Annotated in this window: 13 protein-coding genes and 1 tRNA gene; 10 read left to right on the top strand and 4 right to left on the bottom strand. The window is 52.3% G+C overall.

The features are described 5' to 3' along the window. Positions 1 to 43: 43 nt before the first annotated feature. Positions 44 to 1,162 (top strand): DmpA family aminopeptidase, encoded by a 1,119-nt coding sequence (locus HNV11_RS21500; RefSeq protein ID WP_171741624.1) that lies wholly within the window; start codon positions 44 to 46, stop codon positions 1,160 to 1,162. A 42-nt stretch (positions 1,163 to 1,204) separates the two neighbouring features. Here HNV11_RS21500 and HNV11_RS21495 read toward each other — a convergent pair whose 3' ends face one another. Then, the gene (locus tag HNV11_RS21495; RefSeq protein WP_171741623.1) at positions 1,205 to 1,720 is read right to left on the bottom strand and encodes a DUF6265 family protein; all 516 of its coding nucleotides are present in this window, start codon (positions 1,718 to 1,720) and stop codon (positions 1,205 to 1,207) included. Between the two features lie 105 nt (positions 1,721 to 1,825). After that, positions 1,826 to 2,458 (bottom strand): DinB family protein, encoded by a 633-nt coding sequence (locus HNV11_RS21490; protein WP_317168028.1) that lies wholly within the window; start codon positions 2,456 to 2,458, stop codon positions 1,826 to 1,828. Positions 2,459 to 2,544: 86 nt separating this feature from the next. Here HNV11_RS21490 and HNV11_RS21485 point away from each other — a divergent pair, with 86 nt between their 5' ends. The 5 genes from HNV11_RS21485 (at position 2,545) to HNV11_RS21465 (ending at position 5,469) form a co-directional block, all read left to right on the top strand. After that, positions 2,545 to 2,829 carry a hypothetical protein gene (locus HNV11_RS21485; RefSeq protein WP_240163627.1) on the top strand — a complete coding sequence of 95 codons (285 nt, stop codon included), beginning with the start codon at positions 2,545 to 2,547 and terminating at the stop codon, positions 2,827 to 2,829. Positions 2,830 to 2,953: 124 nt separating this feature from the next. Continuing rightward, positions 2,954 to 3,859, top strand: coding sequence for a DnaJ C-terminal domain-containing protein (locus HNV11_RS21480; RefSeq protein ID WP_171741622.1), 906 nt, complete (start codon positions 2,954 to 2,956; stop codon positions 3,857 to 3,859). A 12-nt stretch (positions 3,860 to 3,871) separates the two neighbouring features. After that, positions 3,872 to 4,174, top strand: a complete 303-nt coding sequence (locus HNV11_RS21475; RefSeq protein WP_171741621.1) for a chaperone modulator CbpM — start codon at positions 3,872 to 3,874, stop codon at positions 4,172 to 4,174. A 38-nt stretch (positions 4,175 to 4,212) separates the two neighbouring features. After that, a complete protein-coding gene (locus HNV11_RS21470) occupies positions 4,213 to 4,677 on the top strand; it encodes a hypothetical protein (protein ID WP_171741620.1) in 465 nt (154 codons plus the stop codon). 63 nt (positions 4,678 to 4,740) lie between these two features. After that, positions 4,741 to 5,469: a DUF72 domain-containing protein gene (locus HNV11_RS21465; RefSeq protein ID WP_171741619.1), complete on the top strand. Its 729-nt coding sequence runs from the start codon at positions 4,741 to 4,743 to the stop codon at positions 5,467 to 5,469. Between the two features lie 13 nt (positions 5,470 to 5,482). Here the strand turns inward: HNV11_RS21465 and HNV11_RS21460 are convergent, their stop codons facing one another. Further along, positions 5,483 to 5,674 carry a hypothetical protein gene (locus HNV11_RS21460; protein ID WP_240163626.1) on the bottom strand — a complete coding sequence of 64 codons (192 nt, stop codon included), beginning with the start codon at positions 5,672 to 5,674 and terminating at the stop codon, positions 5,483 to 5,485. A 268-nt stretch (positions 5,675 to 5,942) separates the two neighbouring features. On the opposite strand from HNV11_RS21460, the gene HNV11_RS21455 reads away from it, so the two are divergent. Then, on the top strand, positions 5,943 to 8,249 hold the full coding sequence (locus tag HNV11_RS21455; protein WP_171741617.1) for a PAS domain-containing sensor histidine kinase: 2,307 nt from the start codon (positions 5,943 to 5,945) through the stop codon (positions 8,247 to 8,249). Positions 8,250 to 8,362: 113 nt separating this feature from the next. Here the strand turns inward: HNV11_RS21455 and HNV11_RS21450 are convergent, their stop codons facing one another. Then, the gene (locus HNV11_RS21450) at positions 8,363 to 10,420 is read right to left on the bottom strand and encodes an OPT family oligopeptide transporter (RefSeq protein WP_171741616.1); all 2,058 of its coding nucleotides are present in this window, start codon (positions 10,418 to 10,420) and stop codon (positions 8,363 to 8,365) included. Between the two features lie 133 nt (positions 10,421 to 10,553). On the opposite strand from HNV11_RS21450, the gene HNV11_RS21445 reads away from it, so the two are divergent. The 3 genes from HNV11_RS21445 (at position 10,554) to HNV11_RS21435 (ending at position 11,740) form a co-directional block, all read left to right on the top strand. Further along, positions 10,554 to 10,629: transfer RNA gene (locus tag HNV11_RS21445), tRNA-Gly, on the top strand. Between the two features lie 395 nt (positions 10,630 to 11,024). Continuing rightward, the gene (locus tag HNV11_RS21440) at positions 11,025 to 11,228 is read left to right on the top strand and encodes a hypothetical protein (protein ID WP_171741615.1); all 204 of its coding nucleotides are present in this window, start codon (positions 11,025 to 11,027) and stop codon (positions 11,226 to 11,228) included. Beyond that, a complete protein-coding gene (locus tag HNV11_RS21435; RefSeq protein WP_171741614.1) occupies positions 11,228 to 11,740 on the top strand; it encodes a hypothetical protein in 513 nt (170 codons plus the stop codon). The genes HNV11_RS21440 and HNV11_RS21435 overlap by 1 nt, the downstream gene beginning before the upstream one ends. Positions 11,741 to 11,926: the final 186 nt, after the last annotated feature.

Genomic DNA, 11,926 nt, shown 5'->3' with positions numbered 1-11,926 from the left:
CTTAAGCCACTTGTTTCTACGCCCACAGCGCTTATTTTTAGGCATGAAAACTGCTTTTCTGCTGTACGTACTCCTTATTCTGTTAATGCCCGCATTGTTTGCTCAACCCATCAAACGGCCCCGTGAATATGGTATTCGGTTCGGTGTAATGCCGACCGGCTCACTAAACGCTATCACCGATGTGCCGGGTGTTCGGGTGGGACAGGTTACGCTTCAGCAGGGCCAGCGCATCCGCACGGGCGTTACGGCCATCCTGCCGCGTGAAGGGAATCTGTTCCAGCAGAAGGTTCCGGCCGCTATTTACATTGGCAACGGTTTCGGCAAACTGACCGGGTATAGTCAGGTCGAAGAACTCGGCACAATCGAAGCCCCTATCGTGCTGACGAATACCCTGAGCGTTCCAACCGCGGCTGATGCAGTGATTGACTACACGCTCGCACAACCCGGTAACGAACAGGTGCGGTCCCTGAACCCGATTGTGGGCGAAACCAACGATGGGTTTCTGAATGATATTCGCGGGCGGCACCTGACCCGCCAGCATGTACTGGAGGCAATCCGGAAGGCAAAAACCGGTCCGGTTGAGGAAGGAAATGTCGGTGCGGGTACGGGCACTGTTTGTTTTGGCTACAAGGGCGGTATCGGAACGTCGTCGCGTAAGCTGCCTACTTCGCTGGGCGGCTACACAGTTGGCGTACTGGTTCAGACCAACTTCGGGGGTGTATTGCAGATCGCGGGTGTGCCGATTGGCGTAGAACTCGGCATGTATTCGTTCAAAGAAAAGCTGGATGGCTCGTGCATGATGGTTGTGCTGACCGATGCGCCCCTGGATGCCCGTAACCTGAAACGGCTGGCAAAACGGGCGTTCATGGGCCTGGCCCGCACGGGTGGCATTGCTTCCAACGGCAGCGGTGATTACGTTATTGCCGTATCGACGGGGTATCGGATTCCGCACGAAACGGCCAGCGCGTTCGACGACATGAAACTACTGCGAAATGACGCCGTTTCGCCCCTGTTTATGGCCGCCATTGAAGCCACCGAAGAGGCAATTATCAATTCGCTGTTTGCTGCCCGGACGGTTACGGGCGATGAGGGGCACGAAGTTAAAGCCCTGCCGGTCGAACGGGTAATCGAACTCATGCAAAAGGCCGGGCAAATCCGGTAGCCCGTGCAGGAAACTACCCGACCGCTATACATCCTGGATGATTTACCGGACGCGGTTAAACACAAACAGGTCGTTGAATACCCACTTGCCATCTTTAGACTGCCCGCGCTGAATAACCAGTTGATCGGGGCCGCGCTTTTCGTAGATGATGCGGATGGAGCCGTCTTCTTTCTCCAGCAGCGCGCGGTCTTTGCTACCTTCCAGAAACTGGTAACGGTCCGACTTCTCTTTCTCTTCCTGACCGATCAGCCCCGGTTTAAAGTGCTTTACGAGCGATACAGGGCCCCGCTCGGTCTGCTCATACACCAGGATTTCATACATCGTGATCCGGTTGTCTTTCATCATCCGGATGAACCCGGCAAAATTGTCTCCGGCAGGGGCCATCCACATTGCTTCAATAGGCCCGCCGTTAAAGGTTCCTTTCCAGTGACCTTCCAGAAAACTCATGTCGGCGAGGGTGCCGGTTTTGGGGCTGGTCTGGGCATAGCTGATGCAGCTAGCTGACAGGAAAAGAACGACAAGCAGGGCAATGGAATAATGGAAACAGATGGTTTTCATCGAGCGAGGAGTTAGCAGGCTTTAGTCGAAACTACGGGTAAGCGCCGGGGCAGATAAATAAGTAAAACGAGCCGATAATATACCGGCTCGCTAGTTGATTACACCTCAAAACAGTTTTTCATTCGGGGGTTTAATGCCCTTCATCCGCAGATACAGCGTAGTTTGTCCGCGGTGGTGAGTCTGGTGTTCAAAAGCCTTGGCAAAAGCCAGCTCGCGGGAAAGCTCGTTGTTGCCGAATTTCACTTTCTCGCCCATCTGGGCGTCATTCATTCCTTTCAGACCGTCAATGGCAAAGTCATAGCTTTCCATTACGGCTTTAGTCAGGCTGGCTTTGGTTTTCATGTCGTCCATTTTTTCCAGGCTCTTCCCGGCGTAGGGATTGGCTTTTCCCGTGGCTGTCGAGACAAAGAAAAAGTTCGCACTGGCCAGGTGTAGCATCTGCTCGGCAAAGCTGCGGATCTCGGGATTAGGTTTGTAATTGACGCCATCTTCGGGCATGGCATCCAGGTACTCTTTAGTGAACTCCCTGGCGCGCTGCCAGTCGGCAACCATCTGATTAATAGTTGTAGCCGGACGATAGCTGCTGAGGACCGTGAGCGCAGCAAACAGCAGGAATGGTAGTGAGAAACGTTTCATGGGGTTATGGCTTGATACGGGGCCAAAGTACGAAAAGGTTGCCACAAACCGATGATTCGCGGTATCAGGTGCAAAGCCAGCCTGACCTTCGGATAATTTCATAAAACAATATAGCAGAGAGCCGGTTGGCCATACAAAGGAGCAGTTCGGTAGGGCCTGCTCCGGAGTTTCCCCTAAACACAGCAATCATGAACAAGCCAGTCAGACAATACGCTCCAGACCAGGCGGATACGTCCGCGAGTGGGTCCGATCAGCCCGCCGACGAAAGCCATGCTGATAACTACAAGCCAGAACAGACCGCAGACCGTAACGTACCGGAAGACGGACCCAGCGGAGAAAACACCAAAAATAACGGCGAGCAGGGCGGGGGCTTATGGACCAGTGGCGGTCAGGTCACAACCGGCACGCCGTACCATGGCGAGTACGGCACCCCTGAGCCGAACCGCGAGGCAACGCCGAAAAAAGAGGAGTAAGGCATTTTGATAATCAGGTTGCCCCCACAGCCGACTACTTTTCCGGTGGTCGGCTGTTGAACTTTAGCTCATATAGTATTGGAAAAGCTTAGTTGTAACTCGGGTAGAAAACGCTTTGACTGGTATGGACTTCATTGACTACTACAGCGTTCTGGGCTTACCGAAAGATGCGTCAGAGGAAGATATTAAAAAGGCGTATCGCAAGCTGGCCCGAAAGCATCACCCAGACCTGAATCCGAACGATGCGGAAGCGCACAAACGATTTCAGCAGATTAACGAAGCCAACGAAGTGCTGAGCGATCCGGAAAAACGGAAAAAATACGACCAATACGGTAAAGACTGGCAATACGCCGATCAGTTCGAACAGACCAGGCAGCAACAACAGCAACGCCGGACGTATAGCCAAACCAACACAGAGGACTTTGACTTTTCGGAAGGTTTCGGCGGGGCTAATTTCTCGGATTTTTTCTCGTCGATGTTTGGGCAGGAGGCCGGGGCGGGCCGGGGTCGGCGGGAAACAAAATTTCGGGGGCAGGACTACCAGGCCGAACTGCAGCTGAGTCTGCGGGATGCCTATCGAACCCACAAACAGACGCTGACAATAGACGGCAAAACCATCAGCATCACTATTCGGGCGGGCGTTGAAAACGGACAGAAAATCAAGCTGAACGGCTATGGCGCGCCGGGCGTTAACGGCGGCCCCAACGGCGACCTTTACATTACCTTCGTTATTGCCGACGACAGCCGCTACAACCGTAAAGGCAACGATTTATACGTCACCGAAGAGATCGATCTGTATACGGCCGTGCTGGGTGGAGAAAAAGTTATTGAAACGCTAGACGGAAAAGTAAAGGTAACTGTCTCCCCCGGAACCCAGAATGGGGCTAAAATCAGGCTGAAAGGCAAGGGCTTTCCCGTTTACAAAGAAGAAGGCTCGTTTGGCGACCTTTACGTCGAGTGGCAGGTGAAGTTACCGACCAACCTGACCGACGAGCAAAAAGAACTGTTCCGGAAATTGGCTACTCTCTAACCGCCCAAACGTATGCAACCCGAACACCTCATCTCCGTTCGCGAATTCTGCGTCTATAATCATATCGAAATCGCGTTTATTCAAACGCTGGAGCAGCGGGGCCTGGTCGAAACCATTACCGTTGAGCAGTCGGCTTATGTTCATCCGGAGCAGGTAGCCCGGCTGGAAAAACTGGTTCGGCTGCATCAGGACCTGGCCATTCATGCCGACGATCTGGATGTTGTAAATGATCTGCTGGAACGCCTGGAAGATTTACAGCAGCAGGTTATCCGGCTCCAGAACCGGCTATCGTTCTACGAGCCATCGGGCCGATAACCAGTTAAGCGAACTCCCGCGGCTATAACCCTTTACGTATGCGGTGCATTCTGACCTTTCTGGTTCTGACAGGTTTATTTAGTAATTGCGGTAGTCGATCTACCCGGCCGGAAGCTCCAGCCACCACAACGGATACGGCAGGAACTCGCCCGAGCGTAGCGCCATCTGGAAAATATTGTTTTCGGCAGGTTGTAGGGCGCGATACAACTTTCCTCCGGCTGGTCATTAACGGCTCGAACGTAACGGGTGAGCTGGCCGTTCGGCCGTACGAAAAAGACCGGGCAGGCGGTCCCATCCGTGGTACGCTAAGCAATAATCAGATTCAGGCCGACTGGAAACGGTCGGGGGAGGGCGTTACGCAGCCTTATGAGCTTGTCTTTACGCTCCGGGGAGATACTATTAGCTGGCACGAAGGGGAACGGGTTGAACAGGAGGGCAAATGGGTCCTGAAGAATCCTGACGAAGGGTATCAGTACACGCTGACAAAGGTCAATTGTAAGTAAACGTCAGCAATCGGGAAAAAGCCACCCGATTGGTTCGAATTCCACAGACGGCAATTACGTAAAATGGGTATTCACATCGGGACATCAGGCTGGAGTTATGACCACTGGCAGGGCGTGTTGTACCCGCCTAAAACAGCAACGGGTAAACGGCTCGGCTACTACCTGCAGCAGTTTCAGACGGTTGAACTGAACAGCAGCTTCTACCGCTGGCCCAAGCCCGAAACGTTTGCGGGTTGGCAGGCCAAACTGCCCGAAGGGTTCCTGCTGAGTGCTAAAGCGCCCCGCTGGCTCACCTACGTCAAAAACCTGAAAGAGCCAGAGCCCTGGATCGAGCGGATTGAGGAAGGCTGGAGCGCTTTAGCCGATAAACAGGCTATTCTACTGGTGCAGTTGTCGCCCCGGTTCGCCTGCAACTACAATCGGTTGGCTTATTTTCTGGACCGGCTTCCCCGCTGGATTCGGGTTGCGGTCGAGTTTCGGCACGCGACATGGCACACAGAAGCTATTTTCAATCTGCTCGAAGAACAGAATGCGGCATACTGCATCATGAGCGGAGCAGGTCTGCCCTGTATTCTGCGAACCTCGGCTTCTTTGGTCTATGTACGGCTCCACGGTCCCGAACACCAGCCTTTATATCACGGCGCTTATTCTGAAGGTGAACTGAACGAGTGGGCAGGACACCTACGCGCCTGGGCAGCCAGCGGAAAAGATGTGTATGTCTATTTCAACAATGATATTGGCGGTCATGCCGTCCGGAACGCCCTTGCGCTGCGGGCACTTACGGGTGCATAGCCTACGGCCTATCCTAGACCTTTCCCTTATAATCCCAATGGTCTTTTAGCGTAACGCCGTTCTCGTCTTTGATGAGCCGACGCGTGAACTGATCGCCTTTAATCATACCCTGTTCATCCGCCTGACCAATAAATAACAGAATCGGGTTGCCGGCTTCATCCGTTTTCATCGCCAGATCGTAGCGACCAAACTTACGCGTTACCATTGTGGAAGGTTCGTAGGTCTTATTCAGAACTTTCAATAGTTTATCACCGATTTTCATAGCGTTTTATCTGAGGGTTATACTATATAAGCGCAGAAAGCAACCATGGGTTTGATAAGTAAGGCAGAAGACTGGCAACTTATATGTTCTATACCACAGTTGCTAGTTTCCATTTTTAGTAATCTGAAACCGGCGGACGTAAAGGCGGACGGGATTAATCCGTTAGATTGGTGATATTTTTGTGTTATAGTCAGTACCAATCTATTAATCAATGTCTGAACAGAACATAGCCGTTAGCCCGAACACAACCCGCCCAGACGCCACTGCCCACATGCTGCAAAGCATGATCGATGTTTCCAACAGTGTTATCGCTTACTGGGAAACAGTCCGGGATAACGGCCGGGTAACGGATTTCGTGTGCCGATTGGCAAATCAGGCTATGTATGACCTGGTCAGGCGCTCCGCTGATCAGGTTCTGGGACACATTATGACCGAGTTGTTTCCGTCGGTTAAGGAAATTGGTTTATTTGACCAGTACGCTCAGGTAGTTGAAACTGGCCAGCCGCAGGAATTTGAGTTTCATTATCAGGCGGATGGCTACCAGAACTGGTATCTATACACCAGCAAACCACTGGGCGAAGGAGTTGTCCTTTCCTTTGTTGACATCACCAGCCGCAAACAAAACGAAGCCCAGCAGCAGAAACAGGCCGATCAGCTGCAGTTTGTTATGAACAGCGCCCTGACAGCCATCAGTCTGTATTCAATTCTTCGGGACCCGCTTACGGGGCGGGTTGTTGATCTGCGCTATGAATTGCTGAATCAGATGGCGGAACGGATGACCGGCCGGAAAGCCACCGATCTGGTTGGGCGAACAATGCTGGATGTATTTCCGGGTATTCAGGCCAGTGGAGTCTGGATGCGGTATCAGGAACTGGCCGAGTCGGGCGTTCCGCTGCGCTACCAGAATCATTATACGTACGACGGCTATGATCTGTGGTACGAAGTGCAGGGCGTGCGCCGGGATGACTATATCGTGTTGTCCTTTCTGGATATAACCGAGCTTAAAACAGCGCAGGCTGAGCAGCAACAGCAGGCCGACGAATTTCGTCAGATTCTGGACAACGCCCTGACGGCCATTTCGCTGTTCGAGGCCATTCGCGACGAGAAAGGGCAGATTGTTGATTTTGTCTATAAATCATTTAATCAAACTTCTGAGTTGATGACGGGCCGAAAGGCCGAAGAGATCATTGGTCATCGAATGCTGGAGCTGTTTCCGGGCGTTCAGACAAGCGGTGTGTTTGACCGGTGGGTGAAACTTATGGAAACCGGTGGCTCTGTTCGCTTCCAGGACTATTTCGCCGAAGATGGCTTTGACTTCTGGTTTGATACGCAGGCGGTGAAGTGGCACGATGGGTTTATCCAGTCCTACATTGACATTACGTCTATCAAGCAGGCTGAACTGGACAAACAGCGCCATGCCGATCTGCTGACCAGCCTTTTGGCCGTTTCGCCGGTAGCTTTTGCTCATTATGAGGCTATCCGCAATGACGCTGGCCTTATCGTTGATTTCCGATTCCGGCTGGCTAATCAGGCCGCTGCCGACATCGTGAGTCTATCGGTCGACGAAGTACTCGCCCGGACAGCCACCGAAATCAACCCCGATTTGCCGAATAGCGAAGTATTTAATCACTACGTAACGGTAGTGCAGACGGGCCAGCCGATGCAGTTTGAGCGGTTTCTGAGAAACCGCTGGTTCCAGGTGTCTTTGGTTAAGTTTGACGATGGCTTTGTCAGCGCCTTCGTCGACATCAGCCAGAGTCACCTGTATCAGGAACAACTCGAAGGACTAAACGCCGAGTTGCGTCGGTCGAACGATAATCTGCAACAGTTTGCTTACGTCGCCAGCCATGACCTCCAGGAGCCATTACGTAAAATTCAGGCATTCGGCGATCTTGTCGTAAGTCAGTACGGACCAAGTCTGGACGAGAACGGGCGTAATCTCATCAGCCGGATGCAGAACGCAGCCGGCCGGATGTCGGTGCTGATCCGGGATCTGCTGACTTATTCCCGCCTGTCAATAATGCAGGAGCCGTTCGGCCCCGTTTCATTGGCTGATCTCGTAAATGATGTGCTGGATGATCTGGAGTTAACCCTGGAGCAAACCGGGGCCAGAGTAGACGTTGGTCCGCTACCCAAACTCACCGGCGACCAGTCACAGCTTCGGCAACTGTTTCAAAACCTGCTGGCCAATGCCCTGAAGTTCCGAAAGACCGATACACCGCCAGTCGTGACGATTTCGAGCCGGCAGGTGAGTGGTGCCGAACTGCCCCCGGTGCTGACTACTTCGAAACGAATGTATTACGAAATTCGGGTCAGCGATAACGGTATTGGCTTTGACCCTCAGTATAAAGAGCGCATTTTTGGCGTTTTCCAGCGGCTGCATAACCGTAGCCAGTATGAAGGAACGGGCGTTGGTCTCGCCATCTGCAGGCGGATGGTTGAAAACCATGGGGGGTACATTACGGGTGAAGGGCGTCCTGGCGAAGGCGCTACGTTCTTGGTTTACTTACCTGCCTGAAAGGTGTTGCTTCTGCACATGGTTCAACAGACCATGACTCAAAGTCCAGGTAGAGGCATACGTTGAATTGGGTCGCCCAATTATTGGCTAACCTGCTTACGATTACCTGAGCTTTAGAATGATCGTGAGGTTGCTACGCGCCACAACAGACCAGCCAGTCCGGCAAACGCCAGTGCCCCAAGCAGCATATAGCCGCCCTCGCCCAGCGCTTCAGCCAGCGTCGGTTCTAGTGTCAGTGCCGTCAGGCCGTTATAGATCGACTCATTCACCGAAAGCAGGGCCACTGCTACACCCGCCAGTGCACCACCCGCCACGAGACCCGTTGCAAACAGATTGCCTTTACCAAGATCAGCGTCTTCTTCAACAATACCTTTCCGTTTGCCTCGCCAGTCTACAAGGGCTTTCACTAACCCACCAGCGAATATGGGCAGGGTTGTCGAAAGGGGCAGATACAACCCGACGGCAAACGCAAGCGCACTAACGCCCACCAGCTCGAACACGAAGGCTATAAAGGCACCGACCAGAACAAACTGCCAGTCGAGGTTGAACGACAGTAAACCTTTAATTAACGTAGCCATGAGCGTCCCCTGCGGAGCCGGAAACTTGTCGGAGCCGATGGCGTGCGTAATTCCCTGGGCGAGCAGATCGGGCGTGGGCGTATCCAGAATCTTTACGGTAGCACCAATCACCAGCGATGAAACAATAACGCCAATGAACAGGGCCATCTGCTGGTAGCGGGGCGTCGCGCCGACGAGGTAGCCGGTCTTAAGATCCTGTGAGGTAGCGCCCGCGTTGGCAGCCGCCACGCAGATCATGCTGCCCACAACCAGTACAGCCGGCTCATACGTTCTGCCTGTCAGGCCGAAGCCAATAAACACCAGGGCTGTTCCCATGATCGTGGCGATGGTCATACCCGATACCGGCGACGAACTGGAACCGATGAGCCCTACGATCCGGCTGGCTACCGTAACGAAGAAGAAGCCAAACACAATGACCAGTACTGCAATAAGCAGCTTGGTTAACAGTGAGTCGCCGGGAATCTGCGGTAGCAGCACCATTAAGCCCACCAGAACAATGCTGCCGAGAATGACAATTTTTACGCTCAGATCCTGTTCCGTCCGAAGCGTCTGGCTGGTGCCACTTAGTTGATCTTCGGTTTCAATGGCATTGATCGATGAGCGGCTAAAGCTTTGCCGGAACGACGAAACAATGGTTGGGATGGTTTTGATGAGCGTCATAAATCCCCCGGCCGTAACGGCACCCGCGCCAATCTGCCGGATATAAGCCCGATAAATGGCCGCGGCCGTATCGGCAAACGTGTGCGTCTGCGGATTCCAGCCGCCCGGTCCGCCCGCCGTTTGCAGGTTGTCAAGATAACCCAGTTTCTGAAGCTGCAACGCAATGGTATCGCCCGGCACCACCGACGCCAGCAGAGGAATCAGACCCAGCCACGCCAGAATGCCCCCACCGACCAATACCGCCGAAATCCGAAACCCAATGATGTAGCCGACACCCAGATACTCCGGCGTAATCTCACCGGCCACCTGCGCCGACGGAAAATAACGGTTGGCCTGTCGCGTAGCCCAGACGGGTACCTCGGCAATAACGTGCAGAACCTTTTGCAGCAGGGCGTAAAGCAACGCTACGCCTAAGCCCTGATAAGCCGTTTTGGCGAAGTCACCCCCTTTTTCGCCGGCAATCAGTACCGATGCGCAGGCCGTGCCTTCCGGATAGGGGAGTGTCCCGTGTTCCTGCACAATGAGCGACCGGCGCAGGGGAATCATCATGAGCGTACCGACCAGTCCGCCCAGAATGGCCAAGGTGAGAATCGTCCAGTAGTTAAAGAATTCGGCCCCCGAGCCGTTGGTCAGAAACAAAAATCCCGGCATGGTAAAGACCACGCCCGATGCGATACTTTCGCCCGCCGATCCGGTGGTCTGGATAATGTTGTTTTCCAGGATGGTTGTGTTGAGAAACCGCCTGCCCAGCGAAATAGCCAGTACGGCAATCGGAATTGACGCCGACACCGACAAGCCCGCTTTCAGCGACAGATAAACCGTAGCGGCACCAAACAGCACACCGAACACCGCCCCGGTGATGATGGCTTTCAGCGTAAACTCAGCGGGTGATTCAGTTGCCGGGATGAAAGGCTTGTGGTCGGGCGTAGTCATTGGACAGTAGACTGGAGAGTGAGGGTTTGTTGCGAGCGTAAACTACGAACCACATTTCAAAAACTGCAAACTATGTCAATCAAACCCTTGACATTTTCGGCGGATTCCTTCAACTTTGCCTAAAGGGCATAAAGCGGAAGTAGCTCAGTTGGTAGAGCGGCAGCTTCCCAAGCTGCAGGTCGCGGGTTCGAGACCCGTTTTCCGCTCCAGGATTCCGTGTTCACCGTCAGGCACTTACGATTGACCTCGTAAGTGCTTTTCTGTTTATAGATGCAGAGCCTCATTGATAGCCAAATTTGTTACCATAAATCCCTAAAAATCTGTAGATTAACTTAAGAGTGGGGCATTCCTGTCTTACCTGCCTCACGGCCTCCACAGCCTCGTGGAAAACTTTCCTCACTGCTTTTTTGCTATAAAAACCGGCGGTTAACTAGTCTATGGCACTCATCAACGTATAGAGGTATCGGAATAAGACCTCCTAGTAAATTTTTAGGAATTTTTTCATATGTAAGTAAATGAAAGCCCGTTCTCAGTAACCAAATATTGTCTTATCTGGCAATATACTTGTACGATTTTAAGCACCATCATTCACTTTTTACACGATATGCGACAGGCTGTGCTAATTCTGGTAATTGTTGTCACTAGCCTGATGGCTATGGCTTTATACTGCCTGGCCCTTATCAATTGGGTGCAGGACTTCTACAGCGGTGTTTATACCGAAAACACCACCGAGGCCGTCGTCGAAACAATGACTCTTCTGGTTTATACCTATGCCGGAATCGAGTTCTTTAAACGTAAAGTAGCCTGATGAAATCTTCCCGGCTTAAACCGTTCTGCTGCTGGCTAGCCTGCTTGTTTTGTCTGGTTGCGACCAGTTCTCGTAGCCAGCAGCTTCCTTTTAAAGGAGCTAATACCATTCTGATTACTACCGATCTGGCCGATAAAGAAGCCTACCTTGCCGTTGCTGAAGTCTTAACCGAACAGGGCGTTGCCTATACAGGCGACAATGATTTCTTAATCATCCGCGCACCCGAAAACGTCTTTGCTGGCAGCAATAAAGGTGCTGTGTTTGAAGGTAAGCTCTATATTAATTCCGGGCTGGCCATGCTCACCGGTTGGCTGCGAAATAGCTCATACATTGTTCAAACCAGTTCATTGGCTGAGCCTAATGGGACTCCCGTCGAATACCGGAAGGGGAGTACTGCCCCACAAAACGAAGGGTTTTTATTTATGGATAACTTGGCCAGAAAACTGCAGCCTGTTTTGCATGGGGTCATGAGTTATAAGCTACAAAACCACCCGTTGTCGTCAAAACGATAAAAGACGTTTTTAGTCTAAGTGTTTCATCTTCTGAACCAAAGTTTACACCTGAAACACAGCTTGTTTTGGGAATTTATGCGCCCCAGCATTTGAATAAATTGCTATTTACCTACAGATTTTATAGGGTAAAATTTAGGTGAAACTTTCTGAACAAATTTTGACCACTCAAGTTCAATTCTGCATTAC

Origin of the sequence: Spirosoma taeanense (genome assembly GCF_013127955.1) — a bacterium.
Taxonomy (GTDB): domain Bacteria; phylum Bacteroidota; class Bacteroidia; order Cytophagales; family Spirosomataceae; genus Spirosoma; species Spirosoma taeanense.
The sequence above is the reverse complement of the archived record's forward strand: the minus strand, read 5'-3'. Positions and strand labels throughout refer to the sequence as shown.